The organism is Prauserella sediminis (assembly GCF_014195435.1).
Taxonomy (GTDB): domain Bacteria; phylum Actinomycetota; class Actinomycetes; order Mycobacteriales; family Pseudonocardiaceae; genus Prauserella; species Prauserella salsuginis.
In genome coordinates, this window is the sequence record NZ_JACIBS010000001.1 from 2,668,258 (window position 1) to 2,687,969 (window position 19,712).

At 70.0% G+C, this 19,712-nt stretch carries 20 protein-coding genes; 3 read left to right on the plus strand and 17 right to left on the minus strand.

Features of this window, described 5'->3' with window-relative positions:
* The first annotated feature begins 24 nt into the window (after positions 1-24).
* Positions 25-708, plus strand: a complete 684-nt coding sequence (locus FB384_RS12180) for a metal-dependent transcriptional regulator (RefSeq protein WP_183782786.1) — start codon at positions 25-27, stop codon at positions 706-708.
* 286 nt (positions 709-994) lie between these two features.
* On the opposite strand, the gene FB384_RS12185 is transcribed toward FB384_RS12180, so the two are convergent.
* The 5 genes from FB384_RS12185 to FB384_RS12205 form a co-directional block, all read right to left on the minus strand.
* Complete coding sequence (locus FB384_RS12185; RefSeq protein ID WP_183782788.1) at positions 995-1,351, minus strand: DoxX family protein; 357 nt, start codon at positions 1,349-1,351, stop codon at positions 995-997.
* 261 nt (positions 1,352-1,612) lie between these two features.
* Positions 1,613-2,758 (minus strand): sulfotransferase family protein, encoded by a 1,146-nt coding sequence (locus tag FB384_RS12190; RefSeq protein WP_183782790.1) that lies wholly within the window; start codon positions 2,756-2,758, stop codon positions 1,613-1,615.
* A 13-nt stretch (positions 2,759-2,771) separates the two neighbouring features.
* Positions 2,772-3,548: an SDR family oxidoreductase gene (locus FB384_RS12195; RefSeq protein WP_183782793.1), complete on the minus strand. Its 777-nt coding sequence runs from the start codon at positions 3,546-3,548 to the stop codon at positions 2,772-2,774.
* Positions 3,545-4,711 (minus strand): hypothetical protein, encoded by a 1,167-nt coding sequence (locus FB384_RS12200; protein ID WP_183782794.1) that lies wholly within the window; start codon positions 4,709-4,711, stop codon positions 3,545-3,547. Before FB384_RS12200 ends, FB384_RS12195 begins: the two co-directional genes overlap by 4 nt.
* A gap of 52 nt (positions 4,712-4,763) precedes the next feature.
* Positions 4,764-5,240, minus strand: coding sequence for a nuclear transport factor 2 family protein (locus tag FB384_RS12205; RefSeq protein ID WP_183782795.1), 477 nt, complete (start codon positions 5,238-5,240; stop codon positions 4,764-4,766).
* Between the two features lie 98 nt (positions 5,241-5,338).
* Here FB384_RS12205 and FB384_RS12210 point away from each other — a divergent pair, with 98 nt between their 5' ends.
* Positions 5,339-6,079: a 3'(2'),5'-bisphosphate nucleotidase CysQ gene (locus FB384_RS12210; RefSeq protein ID WP_183782796.1), complete on the plus strand. Its 741-nt coding sequence runs from the start codon at positions 5,339-5,341 to the stop codon at positions 6,077-6,079.
* Between the two features lie 36 nt (positions 6,080-6,115).
* On the opposite strand, the gene recQ is transcribed toward FB384_RS12210, so the two are convergent.
* The 6 genes from recQ to FB384_RS12240 all read right to left on the minus strand — a co-directional run bounded on the left by recQ (position 6,116) and on the right by FB384_RS12240 (position 12,204).
* The gene (gene recQ, locus FB384_RS12215) at positions 6,116-7,924 is read right to left on the minus strand and encodes a DNA helicase RecQ (RefSeq protein ID WP_183782797.1); all 1,809 of its coding nucleotides are present in this window, start codon (positions 7,922-7,924) and stop codon (positions 6,116-6,118) included.
* 63 nt (positions 7,925-7,987) lie between these two features.
* A complete protein-coding gene (locus FB384_RS12220; RefSeq protein WP_183782798.1) occupies positions 7,988-8,848 on the minus strand; it encodes a Vgb family protein in 861 nt (286 codons plus the stop codon).
* 38 nt (positions 8,849-8,886) lie between these two features.
* Positions 8,887-9,132: a biotin/lipoyl-containing protein gene (locus FB384_RS12225; protein WP_183782799.1), complete on the minus strand. Its 246-nt coding sequence runs from the start codon at positions 9,130-9,132 to the stop codon at positions 8,887-8,889.
* A 3-nt stretch (positions 9,133-9,135) separates the two neighbouring features.
* A complete protein-coding gene (locus FB384_RS12230; RefSeq protein ID WP_183782800.1) occupies positions 9,136-10,173 on the minus strand; it encodes an alpha-ketoacid dehydrogenase subunit beta in 1,038 nt (345 codons plus the stop codon).
* 151 nt (positions 10,174-10,324) lie between these two features.
* On the minus strand, positions 10,325-11,299 hold the full coding sequence (locus tag FB384_RS12235; protein WP_183782801.1) for a thiamine pyrophosphate-dependent dehydrogenase E1 component subunit alpha: 975 nt from the start codon (positions 11,297-11,299) through the stop codon (positions 10,325-10,327).
* A gap of 152 nt (positions 11,300-11,451) precedes the next feature.
* The gene (locus tag FB384_RS12240; RefSeq protein ID WP_183782802.1) at positions 11,452-12,204 is read right to left on the minus strand and encodes an IclR family transcriptional regulator; all 753 of its coding nucleotides are present in this window, start codon (positions 12,202-12,204) and stop codon (positions 11,452-11,454) included.
* Between the two features lie 138 nt (positions 12,205-12,342).
* Between FB384_RS12240 and FB384_RS12245 the strand changes: the two genes are divergently transcribed.
* Positions 12,343-13,314, plus strand: a complete 972-nt coding sequence (locus FB384_RS12245; RefSeq protein WP_183782804.1) for a PGAP1-like alpha/beta domain-containing protein — start codon at positions 12,343-12,345, stop codon at positions 13,312-13,314.
* 229 nt (positions 13,315-13,543) lie between these two features.
* On the opposite strand, the gene FB384_RS12250 is transcribed toward FB384_RS12245, so the two are convergent.
* From FB384_RS12250 to FB384_RS12275, 6 genes are all read right to left on the minus strand, one after another.
* Positions 13,544-14,314: a hypothetical protein gene (locus FB384_RS12250; RefSeq protein WP_183782806.1), complete on the minus strand. Its 771-nt coding sequence runs from the start codon at positions 14,312-14,314 to the stop codon at positions 13,544-13,546.
* Positions 14,315-14,712: 398 nt separating this feature from the next.
* Positions 14,713-16,062: an MFS transporter gene (locus FB384_RS12255; protein ID WP_183782808.1), complete on the minus strand. Its 1,350-nt coding sequence runs from the start codon at positions 16,060-16,062 to the stop codon at positions 14,713-14,715.
* Between the two features lie 66 nt (positions 16,063-16,128).
* Positions 16,129-17,550, minus strand: coding sequence for an FAD-dependent oxidoreductase (locus FB384_RS12260; protein WP_183782810.1), 1,422 nt, complete (start codon positions 17,548-17,550; stop codon positions 16,129-16,131).
* Positions 17,547-18,323: an SDR family NAD(P)-dependent oxidoreductase gene (locus FB384_RS12265; protein ID WP_183782812.1), complete on the minus strand. Its 777-nt coding sequence runs from the start codon at positions 18,321-18,323 to the stop codon at positions 17,547-17,549. Before FB384_RS12265 ends, FB384_RS12260 begins: the two co-directional genes overlap by 4 nt.
* Positions 18,316-19,131 (minus strand): SDR family NAD(P)-dependent oxidoreductase, encoded by an 816-nt coding sequence (locus FB384_RS12270; protein WP_221212707.1) that lies wholly within the window; start codon positions 19,129-19,131, stop codon positions 18,316-18,318. Before FB384_RS12270 ends, FB384_RS12265 begins: the two co-directional genes overlap by 8 nt.
* A 58-nt stretch (positions 19,132-19,189) precedes the next feature.
* Positions 19,190-19,618 (minus strand): nuclear transport factor 2 family protein, encoded by a 429-nt coding sequence (locus FB384_RS12275; RefSeq protein ID WP_183782814.1) that lies wholly within the window; start codon positions 19,616-19,618, stop codon positions 19,190-19,192.
* Positions 19,619-19,712 lie beyond the last annotated feature (94 nt).

A 19,712-nucleotide genomic window follows, 5' to 3' on the forward strand; every position in this document is an offset into this window, starting at 1 on the left:
GAAGGACGCCGTATCTTGGAGAGCATGGAAGACGGCTCGAATCGGCGTTCGTCCTCGATCGAGGACTACATGCGCGCGATCTACGGCCTCGCCGAGCGCGGCGAGGCCGTGACGAACACGTCCCTGGCGGGCAGGCTCGAGGTGAGCCCGTCGTCGGCGTCGGGCATGGTCACCAAGCTCGCGCAGCAGGGGCTCGTCGAGCACGTGCCGTACCGCGGCATCGAGCTCACGGCCGAGGGCATGCAGCTCGCTCGGTCCGTGCTGCGCAGGCACCGGCTCATCGAGACCTATCTCGTCTCCGAACTGGGTTACACCTGGGACGAGGTGCACACCGAGGCCGACCTCCTCGAACACGTGATGTCCGAACGTCTCGTCGAGCGCATCTCGGCCAAACTCGGAGACCCGATGCGCGATCCGCACGGCGATCCGATCCCGGCTCCGGACGGCAGCGTCGAGGAGATGTCGACGCGGTTGCTCGACGAACTGCCCGCAGGCGCGGTCGGGGAGATCGCCCGGGTGTGGGACACCGACCCGGAATTGCTGCGGTTCCTCGCGGAGCGGTCGATCACGATCGGGGACAGGGTCGAGGTGCTGGAACGCCAGCCGTTCGGCGGCCCGGTCGTGGTGAAGATCGGCCCGCCCGCCGACGCCGCCACTCACGCCCTCGGCACCACCATCGCGCAGGCACTGTCGGTCACGGTCCGCTGACCGCCCCTGGCGCGCGCCCTGCGCCCACCGTTACTCGGCCGCCGCCCCTCAACGCCGCGCTGCCGCGCGACTGCGGCCACCCGCGTGTTCTGCACTCAGACCCGTGTGTCCTGCACTCAGACCCGTGTGTTCTGCGCCCACCTGTCGCCGATGCCGCGCTGCCGCGCGACTGCGCCCACTCGTCGCCCGGCCACCCCCAACGCCGACGCCGCGCCGCGTGACAGCGCGCTCGCGCGTGTTCCGCGCCTGACCCGTGACGGCGCGCTGCCGTACGATTGCCCGTGCGTCACACGAAGTGCCCGACGGCTCCCACGGCGAGCGCCAGAAACACGGCGGGGAACGCGAGGTTGTGGAGCACTCGTGCGCGGACGTGAACGGCAACGGCGATCGCGAAGAAGCCGACGAGGCCGATCGCCGCGGCCGCACCGATGAACGGTACGCCGGCGAACCCGAGCACCAGGCCGGCGACTCCCGCGCCCTCGACGACCGCCAGCTGGGGCAGCCACCGAGAGTCGAGGCCGACCTCGGCGCAGTTGTCGAGCACGAACCGCGCCCGCATCGCCTTGGCGACCACCTCGACAGTGTTGAGCACCGCGCAGCCGATCGCGGCAGCCAGCAGCGTGACGTCGAGCGCTCCGCTCATGGTCGTCTCCTTCGGGGTGTCCGTTGGTTCTCACCCCTTCCGACGCCACCCGTGCACGATGTGTGACAGCCGCGAGCGGGTTCCGGCGTGTGACAACCGCGCTCGAGGCGGCTTACGCGCGAGAACACCGCGCCACACCACCGCTAGCCACACAACCGCGAACGAGGCGGCTTACGCGCGAAACAACCGCGCGCGAAACAACCGCGCGCGAAACAACCGCCGGCGACACGACCGTCCGCGAAACGGCCGCATGCATGACGGCTACGTGCGTCCGCCGACCGTCTCCAGGTCGGCGAACCGGCGGCGCACCTCGTCGCCGGTCAGGCCGAAGTCCGCCAACGAGTAGCGGTGCGCGGGCCGTGCCGCACCGGTGGTGCTCGCGGTGTGCAGCCGCCGCATCGCCTCGCGTGCCTCGTCGCTCAGCGGCAGGCCGAAGTGGCCGTACACGCTCTCCACGGTGCCGATCGGGTCGGCGACGAAGTCGTCGTAGTCGACGTCGAAGAACCGCCGGTGGTCGTGCCGGGAGCGGGCTTCGGTGAACGTCTCGAGCCCGCGGGCCCACAGTTCGAGCTGGTCCCGGCCGGCGCGGTCGCCGGTGAACGTCTCCGACCAGCCCGCGCTCGCCTGGGCGTTGAGGCTGCACACCGAGGCGATCGCGGTTTCGGGTGCACGGTGCGTCTGGATCACCAGTGCGTCGGGGTACACCTGCAGCAGCTCGTCGAGCGCGAACAGGTGACTCGGGTTCTTCAGAACCCACCGGCGGCCGGCGTCGGGCAGTCCGATCAGCTGCAGATTGCTGCGGTGCCGCAGGTAGGCCGCCGTCCAGTCCTGTTCGGACAGCCACTCCGAGTAGGACGGCACGTGCGCCAGGCATTCGTACGACACCGAACGCAGCGACTGCCGCAGCAGCTGCCAGCATTCCTCGACCTGGCCGGCCGACATCGCGTGTACGCCCATGAACTCCGGGTTCTCGACGTGGTACTGCTCGTAACCGGCCTGGATGCGCTGGAACACCGGGTTGTCGGGCCACGTCTCACGCTCCGGGCGCGGCTGCGGCACCTCCGTCAGCCACACCTCGAGTCCCTGACTGGCGGGGTCGGCGGTCAGCAACCGGTGCAGCGCGGTCGTTCCCGTGCGCGGCAGGCCGGTGACGAAGATCGGCCGCTCGATCGCGACGTCGGCGTACTCGGGATGCTGTTTCCACGCCGCCTCGCTGAGCGACCGAGCCATCAGCGCACCGCGGAGGAAGGCCCGTTTCACCTTGCGCCCCAGCGGGGTCAGCGCCGCCTCTCGTTCGTAGGAGTCGAGCAGTACGGCGAGGCCGTCGGTGTAGTCGTCGCTGCCGAAGTCGTCGAGCCCGGTGATGCGGCTCGCGGATTCGTGCAGCTCGTCGATGGTCGCGACCATGACACCGCCTTCCTCAGTGGTGGAACTCGCCCGCGTTGACGTCGAGGCACTGGCCGGTGATCGCCCGTGCCATGGGGGATGCGAGGAACACGACGGCGTCGGCGATCTCGTCCGGTTCGGGAAGCCTCCGCAGATCGGTGGTCGCGGCTGTCTCGTCGTAGACCTGCCCGGGGTCGACCCCGCGTTCGCTCGCGAGGTGGGCGAAGTAGGCCTGCAGCATGTCGGCCCAGATGTAGCCGGGTGCCACCGAGTTCACGCGCACGCCTGACGGACCGAGTTCCGAGGCGAGGCTCTGCGACACCGACAGCAGCGCCGATTTCGCCATTTTGTACGCGCCGTAGAGCTGCCGGGAATGCCGCAGCACCGCCGAGTTGATCATCACGACGGAGCCCGCGGGTGCGAGCTGCGGTGCGAACAGCCGCGTCAACCGCAGCGCCGCGAACACGTTGACCTCGAGGCCCGTGCGGAGCCTGTCGATCCGCACGTCGGTCAGGTCGGCCATCGGCGGCATCGTGAAGGCGTTGTTCACCAGGGCGTCGACCCGGCCGAACTCGGCGACCGTCGAGTCGACGACGCGGGCGCACGCGTCGTCGTCGGTGATGTCGGCGGGCACGGTGAGCGCGCGCCTGCCGTGTTCGCGCACCTCGGCCGCCACCTTCGCGAGCCGCTCCTCGTCCCGCGCGACGAGTGCGACGTCGGCACCCGCGTGTGCGCTGCGCACCGCGATCGCCCTGCCCAGCCCAGGACCGGCACCGGACACCACGACGACCTTGCCCTCCAGGGCCGTCATCCGAGCATCCTCGTCGCGAACTCGGCCTGTCTGCGGGCGATCCGGGCCGACCACTGCTCCGGCGTGACCCTGGCCCGGTCGTGGAACGGCAGCCGCGTCGGCAGCTCGTCGACGTCGACGACCTCGGCGGTGGGTCCGTCGGCTTCGCCGAGTTCCCGCGATAGCCGCTGCCAGCGCAGCTGCACGTACCCGCGGTCGTGCCCCAGTCGCTCCAACCAGTTGGCGACGCCGGGGTCACGCTCACTGATGACGAACCGGAACTTCCCGTCCGGGTCCACAGTGGCCTGATCGGCGGTGAGGCTCGTCTGGTGGTTGACGTAGTCGAGCGAGATGTACCACATGCTGCCGAGCTGGATGCCCTGATAGGGCGCGTCCGACTTCGGTACCGTCACGATCATCGCCTTGTCGTCGGGCAGGTCGTAGTGCCCCACGGACGAGAACTGCGTCGCGAGACCACCCGGTGTGGGGCGGGGTTCGGTCAGCGTGTTCACCGGCAGCTTGAGGTAGAACCACTCGGGGAAGGCGAGGAACGTCCGCAGCCGGCCGAGCAGCATCTTGCCGGCCACGCCGTACCGTTTGGCCATCGCACGGCGGTCGAGCGGTGGTGGGGCGGTGCCCGCGGTGTCGTCCCGGTGGATGCGCAGCGTGCCGCGGCGTTCGGCCCAGTCGCTGTAGACCTCGCGGACGACGAGCATCGCCGCACCTTCGGGGAGGGTGAAGTAGCCGCGGCCCGCCTTGCCGCGGTCCGGGCCGAAGCGGATCTGGAACGTTCCGTCGGGTGCGGTGTCGAGCTCGCGGTCGTCGAACGCGGTCAGGCTGTCGGGCACCTCCACCGGCGTGTAGTCGCCGGCGAGGACCTGGAAGCTGAGATCCCGGGTGGTGCCGCGGGTGCCGGTGACGACGTACTCGGCGTCGTCGCGGATGTAGGAGTGGAAGTACAGCGCGTCCGGGTTGTCGAGGCCCATCTTCGTGTACGGACCGGTCGACTGGACGAAGAACGGATGGTCGCGCTGATAGGCCCTGGCCAGGTGCAGGCAGGCCTGGATGCCGCCCGCGAGGTAGTCGTAGCCCTCGACGAGATCCGTTTCGCTGCGGACGTGCGGTGCGTCGGCGATGACCTTCTCTGCTTCGGCGATGGCGTCGGCCAGCGGCTGCGTGATCACAGCCACACGATAGAACGTGTTCTACATAACGGTCAACGGCGCGGTCGGCCGCTCACGCCGTCTCGGCCCACAGGTTGGCCGTCAATCGCAGGCTCGGCACGTCCGCCGTGGACATCATCATCTCGTAGAGGCGCAGGTAGCCGGTGTGGGCGATGCGCCACACGCCGTCGTCGCCGCGGTGGTAGCGGTCCCGGTAGAACGCGGCGCCCTTGATCAGCACGTCGTGTTCCGGGGCGATCACCGTGTCTTCGAACGACCACGTGCCCGTCGCCGAGTCGCCTTCGATGTTGATCTCCGGCTGACCTGCGGAATGCGTCGTGATGATCGTGCCGCCGAGGTTGGTCTTCAGGAAGTCCAGGATCGCGTCGCGGCCGGTGAAGCTGAGGGGTTCGCCGAGTGCGGGGCTGCCGTAGTCGGCCGTGGCGTCGGCCGTGAGCACGTCGGTGAGCTCGTCCCAGCGTTTGAGGTCGACGCAGCGGAGGTAGCGGTACTTGGTCTGCTTGATCTCTTCCAGGGTGGCGAGGTCCATGGGGCACAAGCTTCGCGGTTCGCGCCGCCGATGGCAAGAACATGTTCTCGTCTCGACCCCGTTGGCGATCGCCGCGCCGGGCTTGCTTTGCTGGGTGAATGACCACAGACGCAGAACTCGCAGGGCAGTTGGCGGTCGAAGCCGGGAAGCTGCTGCTCGACGTGCGTGCCGAAGGCGCGGACGCGGAGCCGAAGGAGCTGGGCGACCGCGGCGACGCGCGGTCGAACGCGCTGCTGCTCGAGCGGCTCGCGGCGCAGCGGCCCGACGACGCCGTGCTGTCCGAGGAGTCGGCGGACAGCAGTGCCCGGTTGTCGGCCGACCGGGTCTGGATCATCGACCCGCTCGACGGTACGCGCGAGTTCTCTCAGCCCGGCCGTGACGACTGGGCCGTGCACGTCGCGCTGTGGCAGCGGGGCAAGGGCATCACCGATGCCGCGGTGGCCCAGCCGGAGCGGGACACGGTCTACGTGACGGGCGACGTGACACTCGCGCCGAGTCAGGGCGGCCGCCGGATCCTCGTGAGCGCGAGCAGGCCGCCCGAGTTCGCCGCCGGTGTCGCGGCCGATCTCGGCGGTGAACTGGCCCCGATGGGCTCGGCGGGCGCCAAGGCGATGGCGGTGCTGCGCGGCGAGGCCGACGCCTACCTGCACGCGGGCGGTCAGTGGGAGTGGGATTCCGCCGCGCCGGCAGGTGTCGTCCAGTCGGCCGGACTGTTCGCGTCCCGTGTGGACGGATCGCCGCTCGAGTACAACGCCCCGAATCCGTACCTGCCGGACCTGATCATCTGCAGGCCCGAACTGGCCGACGACATCCTCGCCTCGATCGCGAAACACTCCTGAGGCGCACGCCGGGTGCACCCCTGGGGTGTTCGCGGCTCAGTCGGCGAGGGCGGCCAGGATCTGTTCGCCGTACTTGTTCAGTTTGTTCTCGCCGACGCCGCTGACGCTGCCCAGTTCGTCCAGAGTAGACGGATGGTCGACGGCGATCTGCCGCAACGTCGCGTCGTGGAAGATGATATAGGCGGGCACGCCCTGTTCTTTCGCGGTGGCTCCGCGCCAGTCGCGCAGGCGGTCGAACGCGGGCTTCGCCTCGTCCGGTAGGTCCGTGGTCTGGGCGGCGCGCTTGGTCTTCTCGCGCGTCGCCGCGCGTTTCGGCTCGCGGCGCAGGTGCACCTGCCTGCCCTGGTACAGCACCTCGTCGCTGGCCGGTGTCGTCACGAGCGTGCCGTACTCGCCCTCGACCGCCAGCAGGCCGGTCGCGAGCAGCTGCCGGATCACGCCGCGCCACTCGTTGTCACCCAGGTCGGAGCCGACGCCGAACACGCTCAGTTCGTCGTGCCGGTGCTGCGTGATCTTCGTGGTGCTCTTGCCGCGCAGGATGTCGATGATCTGCCCGGCGCCGAACTTCTGGTTCCGCTCGCGTTTCAGCCGCACGACCGTGGACAGCAGCTTCTGCGCGGCGACCGTGCCGTCCCACGACTCCGGGGGCGTCAGGCACGTGTCGCAGTTGCCGCACGGCTGGCCGTCCTGGCCGAAGTAGGCGAGCAGCTGCACCCGGCGGCATTCGATCGTCTCGCACAGCGCCAGCATCGCGTCGAGATGTGAGGCCAGCTTCCGCCGGTGGGCCTGGTCGCCCTCGGACGATTCGATCAGCTTGCGCTGCTGCATCACGTCCTGCAGACCGTAGGCGAGCCAGGCGGTCGAGGGCAGGCCGTCCCGGCCGGCACGACCGGTTTCCTGGTAGTAGCCCTCGACGGACTTTGGCAGGTCCAGATGTGCCACGAACCGTACGTCCGGTTTGTCGATGCCCATGCCGAACGCGATCGTCGCCACCACGATCAGCCCGTCCTCGCGAAGGAACCGCGCCTGGTGATGTTCGCGGGTCGCCGCGTCGAGGCCCGCGTGATACGGCACCGCGTCGATACCGCCTCGCACGAGGAACTCCGCGGTCTCCTCGACGGACTTGCGGGACAGGCAGTACACGATGCCCGCGTCGCCGTCGTGTTCCGTACGCAGCAGGTCGAGGAGCTGTTTGCGTGGTTCGTTCTTCGGCGCGATGCGGTACTGGATGTTGGGCCGGTCGAAGCTGGCGACGTGGTGCAGCGCGTCGTCCAGCCCCAGCCGGTTCGAGATCTCGGCGTGCGTGGCCTTCGTGGCCGTGGCCGTCAGCGCGATGCGCGGGACGTCGGGCCACTGTTCGTGCAGCCCGGACAGCGCGAGGTAGTCCGGGCGGAAGTCGTGCCCCCACTGCGACACGCAGTGCGCCTCGTCGATCGCGAACAGTGCCAGCGGCGCCCGGTCGAGCAGCCTGCGCGTCGCGTCGACGTTCAGCCGCTCCGGGGCGAGATAGAGCAGGTCGAGCTCGCCTGCGAGGAGCTGGGACTCGGTGAGACGCCGCTCGCCGGGATCCTGCGTCGAGTTGAGGAACCCCGCGCGCACGCCGAGCGCCCGCAGCGCATCCACCTGATCCTGCATCAGCGCGATGAGCGGGGAGATGACCACACCGGTGCCTTCACGGGCCAGCGCCGGAATCTGATAACACAGCGACTTGCCGCCACCGGTCGGCATGAGCACGAGCGCGTCGCCGCCGGAGGTGACGTGGTCGACGATCTTCTGCTGGCCGGGGCGGAACTCGTCGTAGCCGAACACCCGGTTCAGCACGTCGAGCGGGTCGCGGGTTCTCACCCGCGCGATCCTACGACGCTGCCCCGACACGGCGTTGCCGACGCCGGCCGCCGTGCCGGTCGGTCAGGCGAACCGGGCGAGCGCGCCGGACTCCTGCGCCACCCAGATCGCACCGTCCGGACCGGCCGCCAGGCCGTGCGGCTCGGAGCCGGGCAGGTCGTGATGGGTGAACCGGCCGTGGCGATCGACGTGCCCGAGCCGCCCGGCCGCCCATTCGGTGAACCAGCAGCCGCCGTCGTCGGCGGGGATGACGGCGTGCGGGCGCGCGGCCGGGTCGGGAAGGGCGAACTCGGTGACCTCGCCGCCGGTGGTGATCCGGCCGACCGCTCCCGCGCCGATCTCGGCGAACCACAGCGCATCCGGTGCGCACGCGATGCCGACCGGCGCCGCACCGGCCGTCGGCAGCGAATGCACCGTGACCTCGCCCGCCTGCGTGACCCTCGCGATCGCGTCGGCCTGGTTGAGCGTGCACCACAGCGCGCCGTCCGGCCCGGTGGCGACGTAGCCGGGCATGGCCCCCAGCACGTCCAGCGGGAACTCCGTCACCACGCCCTCGGCGTCGATCCGTGCGAGCGCCCCGACGGTCAGCTCCGAGAACCACAGCGCCTCGTCGGGCCCGGACGTGATGCCGTACGGCATCACCTCGCCGAGCGGGAACCGGGTGAGGTCACCGCCGACGGTGATACGCCCGACCGCGTGGGCCTGCCCGAGGGTGAACCACAACGCACCGTCGGGGCCCGTGGTGATGCTCGTCGGCTGGGCGGAGTCGTCCCCGAGCGGGAACGTGTGCTGCACGCCCGTGGTCGACATCCGGCCGATCGCGCCCGATCCGGCCATGGTGAACCACACGGCGCCGTCGGGCCCCGCAGTCAGGTCGTACGGCCCCGAACCCGGGTCGTCGACGGGGAACTCGCTGATCGGCATGCGTCGACGTTACGGTCCGCCGCAACCGGATTTCCCCTTCACTCCAGGCGTGCGATCGGGGCTCCCTGCTTGACGACGTCGCCCTCGCCGACCAGCAGCCGCACCACTCCGCCGGTGGGAGCGGGCACCTCGACGTCCACCTTGTCGACGGCGACCTCGGCCAGCAGCTGCCCCTCCGACACCCGCTGGCCGTCGGCCGCGAACCAGGTGGCGAGCACGCCCTCGGCGTCGGGATCGGATGCGGACACGGTCGGGAACGGCACCTCACCGCCTGCTCCGGTCACCGCTCACCGCCCCATGACCCCGAAGACGGCGCTGCGGATTCGGTCGGCCGTCGGCAGCACGGCGTCCTCGAGCCCACGGGCGTACGGGATCGGCACGTCGGGCACGGCCACCCGCATCGGCGGGGCCGACAGCATGCCGGGGTCCCGTTCGGCCACCCTGGCGATGATCTCGCCCGAGACACCGAACGACCGGTAGTCCTCGTCGACCACCAGGAGTCTGCCCGTGCGGCCGACGGATTCGAGGATCGTGTCGGTGTCGAGCGGCACCAGGCTGCGCAGGTCGACGACCTCGCAGTCGATGTCGTTGTCGGCGAGCTCGTCGGCGACGTCGAGAGCGTGGTGCACCGACAGCGACAGCGTGGCGATCGTGACGTCCGTGCCGGGGCGTGCGATCGCGGCCTTGCCGATCGGCACCTCGTAGTCCTCCTCGGGGACCGGGCCGACCGAACGCGGGTTCTTCGCCATCCACGGCAGGCCCATGATGCCCTTGTGGAACATGTAGACGACCGGGTTGTCGTCACGGATCGCCGAGGTCATCAGCCCCTTGGCGTCGGCGGGACTGCTCGGCACGACGACCTTCATGCCCGGCAGGTGCGCGAAGGTGCCCCACAGGCACTGCGAGTGCTGCGCACCGTCGGAGTATCCGCCGCCGACCGCGGTCGTCAGCACCATCGGCACCCGCACGTTGCCGCCGGACTCGTAGTGGATCTTCGCCATGTGGTTGTAGATCTGGTCCATGCAGACGCCGAAGAAGTCGGCGAACATCAGCTCGGCGATCGGCCGCATCCCCTCGACGGCCGCACCGATCGCCGCGCCGATGAACGCCGTCTCGGAGATCGGGGTGTCCACGACCCGCTGGGGGCCGAACCGGTCGAGCAGGCCCGTAGTCGAACTGAAGATGCCGCCGTAGGCGCCGACGTCCTCGCCCATGACGAACACGTCCTGATCACGGTCCATTTCCGCGGCGATGGCCTCCACCATCGCCTTCGACGTGCTGAGTCGGCGGGTCGTGGTCGGCGCCGAGGCGTCGGTGAGCGACATTGCTCCTCCTCGTGGCTGCGTCGTACGTGGCTGCGTCGTAGTGGCTGTGTCGTACGGGCTGCGTCGTACGGGGCTGTCGGTCATGGCGGGGTGCGCCGGCGACCGGATCTTCGCTGCCGGGCGGTGTCGTGTCCGGCAGCGAAGATCCGGCTCAGGCGAAGACGAGGTCGAACGCCGCTTTCGGGTCCGGCGCAGGGCTGCGCCGGGCGAACGCGATCGCGTCCTCGACCCGGTCGGCGGCCTCGGCGGCCACGGATTTGACGGTCGCCTCGTCGAGCACGCCGTCGCCGCGCAGCTCCTGCTCGTAGGTGGGCAGCGGATCGCGGCCGGGAACGCCGTCGAGGTCGTGCCGGTAGCCCTGCGGGTCGCCCTCGAAGTGCCCCCAGAGCCGGAGCGTGTGCACCTCGAGCAGGCTCGGCCCCTCGCCGGTGCGGGCCCGGGCGACGGCCTCGGCCGCCGCCCTGTGCACTCCTTCGACCGAGTTGTCCTCGACGCGCAGGCCGGGGATGCCGTATCCGGCGGCACGGTCGGCGTTCGACGTGACGCACGTCGAAGCGCTGCGGGGCACCGAGATGCCCCACTCGTTGTCCTCGACCACGAACACCACGGGCAGCTGCCACAGCGCGGCCAGGTTCAGCGATTCGTGGAACGCACCCTGGTTGGCGGCGCCCTCGCCCGTCACGGCCACCGCGACGCTGTCGGTGCCGCGCCGCTGGAACGCCATCGCCTGGCCCAGCGCGGGCGGGTAGCCCTCGGCGATGATGCCGGAGCACGAGAAGTGCACGTCGGGATCGAACAGGTGCATGTGGCCGCCGCGGCCCTTGCCGAGGCCGTCGACTCGGCCGAAGATCTCGGCGGTCATCCGGTGCAGGTCCACGCCGTGGGCGATCGCGAAGTGGTGCGGACGGTGGGTGGCGGTGACTGCGTCGGCCGACGTCAGATGTGCGCACACGCCCGCGGCGACGGGCTCCTGACCCGCCGACAGGTGCATCTCGCCCGGGATCGCACCTGCGCCGATGTCGAACACCGGCTTCTTGTCGGCGTGGTACTCACGCAGGATCGCTTCCTCGAAGGTGCGGATCAGCACCATCATGCGGTAAAGGTCGAGTCTCGTCGCGGTGTCCATGCCCGTCCTCCGCAGTTTTCTCATTCGGCCTTTTCATTCGGCGTCATCGGCGCAGTGTCGTCGTCGACGCCGAGTGGGTTCGCCAGCAACTCTTCTCGTCCGCGCGGACCTCGGGCAACGGCGCGGATTTCAGATGCTGATAGGCGGGCCGCCTACCGGGTGACGGCGTCGGCCGCGGCGGCACGGGTGACGCGGTGCGCGGCGCGCTGCATCGCTCGCGCCGCCGCTCTCGTCGCGCGATACCGCCGGGCGGGCAGCGACACCGCGACGGCTCCCAACACGCCGGGGCCGTGGACGACACCACCGAGACAGGCCGTGCCGAGGAGATACTCCTGGCGGTCGTCGAACACCTCGCCGCCGGTGGCCAGCGTGTGCTCGAGCGTGCGGACGTCGGTGATCGTGTGGGGCGTCAGGTCGGCGAGGTGGTGGCGGGCGAGGTAGTCGGCGCGTTGGCCGGTCGGCAGCGTGGCGAGGATGCACTTGCCGAACGCCGTGGCGTGCCCTGCCTCGTGGGCACCCACCCACAGGTCGGCGGTCGGCGTGTCGGGACCGTCGACGATGTCCACCAGTTCGATCTCACCGTCGGTGTAGAGCGCCAGGTAGGCCGCGCCGTGCAGCTCGTCGCGCAACGCGCGCAGGATCGGGCGAACACGGGTGAGCAGCCGTTGTGACGCATGTTCGGGTCCGGCGGGGCGCAGCCGCTCGCCGAGGACGTAGCCGTCCTCCAGTTTGCGCAGGTAGCCCTCGTGGACGAGGGTGCGCAGCAGGTGATACGCGGTCGGCAGGGGAACTCCGACGGTGCGCGCGAGTTGCTTGGCGGTGACGGGTCTCGCGCTCGCTCCGACGGCGTCGAGCAGGTGCAGCGCACGCTGTACCGAGCCGATGAGCGTGGGCCCGTCCGACACGAGTAGCCACCTCCGCCACGTCGTCGTAGCCGTCGGCCGCTGCCGGGCAGCGGGGTATTCAGGCCGAGATGTCCAGGATGTCCCGAGCGTGGTGCGGCGGCAAGTTTCGGCTGTGGCGCAAACCCGCAGCGGATGTCGGTGGCAGCCGATACGCTGCTTCGTCGAAAGATCATCGACGAGATCCGATGGGGGAAACCGGACATGGGGTTCGACAAGCGCGGCCTGCTGGCCGCGGCGGCCGCAGGCGCGATGCTGGTCACGGCAGCGCCTGTGGCACAGGCGGCCACGCCGGAGCTGCTGCTGGTGCACGGGCACGGCGACCCGGCGAAGGGCAAGAACTGCAACGGCGCCACGTGGGACGAGGCGATCGACTACTACACGTCCGCGGGCAGTCTGTCGCGTGACCAGATCACCACCGTCGCCTACTACGAGGGCAACGGCCCCGGCGGCCCGAACGCCGGCAACTGCGACGCGGTCGTGTCCGCGGCGAGCAAGGAAACGAAGATCCAGTTCATCGCCAGGGACTTCGCCAACTACGTCCACGACAACTACACCAGCAAGGGCAAGTCGGTGAACATCGCGGCGCACTCGATGGGTGGCCTGGTGACGCGGGTGGCGCTGCTCGGCACGGCTGAGGGCTGGTCCGGCTTCCCGTCCTCGATGGACGTCGACAACGTCGTCACGGCGGGCACGCCGCACCAGGGTGTCAAGGAGGACCGCGAGGACCACACCGCGCAGTGGGACCAGATGGAGCGTGGCTCGGGCTTCCTCGACGCGCTGCACGCCGACGGCCGGGAGCTCGGCGACTCGTGGACCAACGGCACCGACTGGACCGTCATCGGTTCCGCGGAGGACGGCGTGGTCAGCTACAACTCGGCGATCGACAAGGGCAACCGCGCCGACCAGAAGTTCGGCTACCTGAGCCATGACTCGGGAACGGAAGCGGTCACCCACAGCGGCATCCGTGAGATCACCGGGCCGCACACCTACGAGATGCACTACTGGCACGACTCCGGCGACCACGACACGTACCACACCGACAACGGCTGGGCGCCGCTGAAGTCGATGTACAAGGCGGCGCTGTACAAGGGCGACGATCTGCCCAGGTAAGCCGCTTCCGGCCGGGCTCCGTCAGGTCGGTGACGGGCGCCGGCCCGCGGACAGGCCCCGCTGACGAGTTCCGCTGACGGGGCCTCGCCGGGTGGCGGAACCCGGCCGTTCAGGAACCCGTGGCTCAGATGACCGTCGCTCGGAAATCGCGGCTCACCGTCGCTCGGCTAATCGGATGACCGCGGCTTGGATGACCGTCGCTCGGATAGCCGCGGCTCGGAAGTCGCGCTCAGAAATCGCTGTCGCGCAGGTGCGGGGTCTGCGCGGTGAGCATGTCGAGCTGGCTGCGAACCGCGGTGAACTCCGATTCCCTCCGCAGGTCGAGCGCGACCGAGCCGGCGCGGTCGGTGGTGCTGGCGAAGGCCCGTTCCGCGGAGGTCAGCAGCTCGGCGATGCGTTCCGAGGTCGCCGCGGGTGGCGTCGACCCGTGCGCGTGGTCGGACTGCTTTCCGGATTTCCGGGCCGGTGTCGCGGTGCCGGCCCGGCCCCCTGGCGCCAGGTTGTCGCCGAGCCGGGCCAACCGCAGCGCCTCGCGCAGTTCGTCGTCGAGTGTCGAACCGATGTCCGTCAGCCACTCGCGGCCGGGGCCCGCGGGCAGCGTTTCCACGATCGCGTGGAACGCCGTCACCGAGTCGACGCAGCGCTGGTAGGACAGCGCCCACCGGCCGCCCGCGAGCAGGCCTTCCGGGGTGTAGGGGTCGGCGGCGCGCTGCGCGTCGCGGGCGCTGCGCCGTTCGGCCTCGGTCGGGGTGCGCAGCCACGACCGAGCGAAGAACTGCACGGGCAACCCGAGCAAGGCGAACAACACGGCGCCCATCGGGACGAACACGATTAGCCCGCCGAGGAAGTTCATCGGAGGCTCGTTGTCGGCACCGTGCTCACCGGGGTTCGCCGCGTACAGCAGCGCCACGACGACCATCACGAGCGCGCCGAAGGCGCCGAACACGGCCCAGCCCGCACGCGCGACGGCGTGCACTACCGGGCCGCCTCGCACGGCCATGCGAGCCCGCCAGTCGTCGAAACGTCCCTGCTGCGCCGTGTCCCCCTGGTGCGCTCCGTTCGCTTGCCGCGCCCGGTTCCGCTGCCGTGCTCTGTTCCCCTGGCGAGCCCTGTTTCGTTGCTGTGACCTGTTCAGCTGCCGTGCTCTGTTCCCCGGCCGTGCCATGCCTGCTCCTCCGCCGTCCCCTGATTCGGACTCCGGGCGGTGGCTCCCGGTTCCGTCAGTCTCCCCGCTGAGCGTATGTGCCGCGGGCGCGGGCGCGGTGGGCGCGGGCCGGTAGCCGCCGGACGGTGTGCGGGCCTGGGGGAAGGGGTGGGCGCGACACGGTGAGGTCCCGATACGTGATGCGTACCGGGACCTCACCTGCAGTGCCGACCGCCTGCAGTGCGGACCTGCCGTCAGCCGACCGCTTCGGGTGTCCGGGATTCGGCGGGCTTCGGATCGCGGGGAACCTTGAGCAGCGACAGCATCACGGCGCACACCACGAGACAGCCGATCGGGAAGAACAGGCCCGCAGACACGTTGTCGGCCGTGGCGTTCTGCCCGATCACGTACGGGCCGAAGAACCCGCCCAGCGCGGCGATCGAGTTGATCGCCGCAAGGCCGACCGCCGTCTGTTCCTTCGACAGCACCCGGGCGGCCAACGCCCAGTACGGTGCGAGGTAGCCCAGCACACCGACCGCCACCAGTGACAGGCAGATCAGGGCGGGTACCGGCGTGGTGCGGAAGACGACCGTGCCGATCAGCCCCACCGCCGCGAGGATCATGAGACCCACGACGTGCCAGCGGCGTTCCCTCGTGCGGTCGGAGTGGCGGGCGATGAGCAGCATGCCGATCGCGCCGACGACCCACGGGATGATGCCCAGGAAACCGATGTTCGTCGCCGAGTACGACGGGTCCAGCTGCTTGACGATCTGCGGCAGGAAGAACGTGAAGCCGTACAGGCCGCACGCGGCGAACAGGTTCGCCAGGCCCAGGTACAGCACCCGCTTGTCCTTCATCACGCGCAGCTGTCCCAGAAAGGTCTCCTTCTTCTCCGGCGCGTAGTCCTTGTTGATCTCGGCTTCGAGCCAGTCGCTCTCCGCCTTCGACAGGAACCGTGCCTGGGAGGGTTTGTTCGGCAGATACATCAGCACGAGGACACCGATGAGCACCGCGGGAGCACCCTGCAGGATGAACACCCAGCGCCAGCTGGACAGATCGAACCAGTGGACGTGGTCGAGGATCAGCCCGCCGGTGAGCCCGCCGAGCACCATCGCGATCGGCTGGGCCAGTGCGAGCATGGCGATCGCACGGCCACGCTCTGCGGGGCGGAACCACAACGTCAGATACAGCAACAGGCCGGGGTAGAGCCCCGCCTCGGCGATGCCCAGCACGATCCGCGCGATGTAGAGCTGCGGCACGTTCTGGATGAAGCCCGTCACGACGGTGACCACACCCCAGCTGACCGCGATGCGCGCGAGCCAGACCCGGGCGCCCACCTTCTTCATGATCATGTTGCTGGGGATCTCGAACAGCACGTATGCGAGGAAGAAGATCGCCGACGCGGTGCCGAACACGGCCGCCGAGATAGCCAGCTCGTGTTCCATGCCCAGTTGGGCATAGCTGATGTTCGAGCGGTCCATGTAGTTGAAGATGTACAGCAGCATGACCAGCGGCAGGACGCGGGTGCTGACCTTGCGGACGGTCCGTTGCCCGATGTCGGCCGCGGTGGTCTCCGCGCTCGCCGGTGGACGTGTTTCGCTCATGCGTTCTCCTCGTTGAGGCATCGAGTGTCGCCGGGTTCGGGTTGCCGGTCGCGTTCGGTACGGGATTCAGGAGCCTGCGGCGGCTCCCAGGCCTGCGAGCCGGCCGACGGTGACGGCGCCCGCGACCGCGTTGCCGCCGCCGACGTAGCGTTCGCCGAGTACGCCTGCGCCCGCCTCGCCCGCGGCGAACAGCCCGGGAATGACATCGCCCCGGACGTCACGAACCCGCGCCTTCGCGTCGATCGCGAGACCGGCGTGCGTGCAGACGAGTTCCGCGGGCTGCAGCCGCGCGGCGTAGAACGGTGGCCGGTCGATCGGGTCGGGGTCGGCCGTCGACCCCTTGTTGGCGAGCGTCCGGTGCCGGAGGAACTCGGGATCGTCTCCCTCCGGTAGCTGTGTGTTCCAGCGCCGCACCGTGGCTTCCAGTGCGTCGGCCGGCATCCCGGCCATGCCGGCGAGTTCGGCGAGCGAGTCGGCACGGAGCGTGCGGCCCGCCTCGGCCTCGGCGAGCACGTGCTCGGCGTTCCAGTGGGCGTATCCGGGCGGCAGCGACGTCCTGGCGCGCTCGTCGAACACGGCCCAGACCGGCCCGTCCTGGGCGTCGATGATGCCGCCGGACACGGCGTAGGAGGCGTCCTCGTCCATGAACCGCCTGCCGCGGTGGTTGACGTAGACGCGGGACTTCGGCGGGAACCCGGACTGCCAGTGGTGCAGCCGCTGGAAGTACACGGTCGGCAGGCGCAATCCCCAGCCCTCGCCGGTGACGTCCGCGCCGACCTGGTCGCCGAGTCGCAGGTGATCGCCCCGGCTGCCGTCGGCGGCGACGACGAAGAGGTCGTCGCCCGCGCGCAGCGCGTCGGGGTAGTACCGCTCCAGTAGCTGCGGGTCTCGTGCGAACCCGCCGCTGGCCACGACCACCGCACGCGCGGGGACCTCGATGTCGTCGGCGACGACACCCGTTACCCGCCCCTCGTGCTGCAGCAGTCGCTGCACGCGGGTGTTCAGCACGACCTCGACACCGCTCGTGCGGGCCGCCCTGGCCAGCGCCTGGACCAGGCCGTAGCCCTGGTCCTTCGGCACGTGACCGCGCCAGACGTCTTCGACACCCGCCTGGCACAGGCCGGGCATGTGCGCGTTCGTCGACACCCTGGCCGGGATCTCGACGCCCAGTCCGATCAGCCACTCCAGCGCCGGACCGGCGCCTCGGCAGAAGGCGGCGATCAGCCCCGGCTCGAGCTGCCAGCGGTTCAGGTCCATGTAGTGCTGGAAGAACCGCTCTGGGGAGTCGTCGATACCCAGCCGTTCCTGGACACTCGTGCCGGCCGCGGTGAACAGGCCCGCCGACAGCTGGGTCGAACCGCCGAGTTCGGTCTCCGATTCGAAGAGCAGCACGGAACGGCCGCTTTCGGCCGCGGACACGGCGGCCGCCAGTCCCGCACCGCCGCCTCCGATGACGACGACGTCCCAGTCGTCGCGTTCGTCGCTCACTGTGGATCGCCTCCCGTCTCGGCCGTGATGCGGTGGTAGAGCCCGTTGGAGACGAGGCCGCCGTCCACCGTGACCTCGCTACCGGTCATGTAGCTGGAACGCTCGGACAGCAGGAACAGGACCGCCTCGGTGATCTCGTCGGGCCTTGCCATTCGTCCGAACGGGACGCTCGCCACGGCGGAGGCCACGAACGAGTCGGCACCGGCGAGAAAGCCCGTGTCGGTCAGGCCGGGGTGCACCGAGTTCACCCGGATTCCCCACTTCGCGAAGTTTCCTGCGGCCGATTTGGACAGTCCGGTGAGGCCCCATTTGCTCGCCGAGTACGCGGGCGAGAAGTAGCCGATCTGCCCCGAGATCGACGAGATGTTGACGATCGAACCGCCGCCCGAGTCGCGCATCGGCTCGGCGACCGCCTTCATTCCGTGGAACGGGCCGAACAGGTTGATCCGCATGGTGCGTTCCCAGACCTCGTCCGGCGTGTCCAGGAACTCGAGTCTCCTGGAGATTCCCGCGTTGTTGACGAGCCCGCCGAGGCTGCCGTGCGCACGCAGGATGTCGTCGACGACCACCCGCCACGTCGCCGCGTCGGTGACGTCCAGTTTGTGCACCGATGCCGATCCGCCCGCCTGCGTGATCTCGTCGGCGACCGGTGCTGCGTCGGCCACGTCGGCCAGGCACACGTGTGTGCCCCTGGCGGCGAGTGCACGCGCGTGATTCGCGCCCATGCCCGCGGCCGCGCCGGTGATCAGGACGACCTCGGGAAACTCAGACATGGCGGGAACCGCCGTCCACGGCGATGCTGTGGCCGGTGACGTACCGGGCGCTGTCGGACAGCAGGAACAGCAGCGGTCCTGCAACCTCCTCGGGAGAGCCGAAGCGGTGCAGCGGGACGACGTCGAGCGCGTGCTGCAGCGTCGCCGGATCGTCCTTGGCCCATCGCGTCATCGCGGTGTCGATGTAGCCGGGTGCCAGCGCGTTGACGCGAATCCCCTTGTCGCCGAACTCCACGGCGAGCGATTCGGTCAGGTGTGCCACGGCCGCCTTCGACGCGCAGTAGGCGCCGCGGCCCTTGCGCACCCGCAGCGCGGAGACCGACGACATGTTGACGATCGCGCCGCCTGGCCCCATGTGCCGCGCGGCCGCCTGCGCTCCGTAGAGCACGCCTTCGACGTTGACCGACAGGGTCGCGTCGAGCTGCTCCGGGGTGATCTCGTCGGCGACCGCGTACGGGAAGATCCCCGCGTTGTTGACCCAGAAGTCGAGCCTGCCGAACCTGGTCGTCGCCAGCTTCGCGATCGTTTCGTGGTCCTGTGCCTCGGTGACGTCGACGGTGGCCGCGACGATCTCGCCCGGTTTGTCGGCCACGGAGGCAGCGGCCAGCTCGGCGGTCAGGTCGTCGGCCGTCGCCCGCATCCGGTCGGCGTCGATGTCGGCGCCGACGACGTGCACGCCGCGCGAGGCGAGTGCCGCCGTGAAGCGGGCTCCCATGCCCTGGGCGGCGCCGGTGACGACCGCGACCTTGCCCTCGAACTCGGGGTGCACGACGGTCATCGGCGTGTGCTGGGCGCGGGTGTCGCTCATGGTTCTCCGTTCCGTGTTGTGCCGGCCCGCTGGGCCGGCGCAGTGTCAGCGGGGTTCGTCAGCGGGGCTCGTCGTCGCGGTGCACGGTGCGGCGGGCGATCCGCCAGCCGGACGGGCTGCGCACGACCCGGTCGGCGATCGTCGTCTGTCGCACCACAGTGGACGGACCGCCCGGTGCGGTGTGGACGAGTTGTAGGTACGCCCGCACGAGGAGTTCGTCGGGGCCCTGCCCGGTGACGAACAGATTGGTCAGTACGTGCCGGGTGACGCCGTCCTGCCGGGCGAATCTCTCGGCGAAGGCTGTCAGCGCCTCGGTGCCGACGACCGGTTCGGGATAGCTCGGGGAGTGGAACTCGCCGTCCGGTGTGAAGGTCGCCGCCCAGGCGTCGGCGTGTCCGTCGTCGATGAAGTGGCTCTGCGCGCCGTACAGCTGGTGTACGCGCGCGAGGGTCTCGGTGCTGATGTCGTCGTCCGGCCCGCGTGCCATCTGGTCCTCTCCACCCCTTGCTGTCGGATACACCGCTGTATTCGCGCGCCTCTGGGGTCGCGTCGGAGTCCACATGCCGCCGTCCACGTGCCGC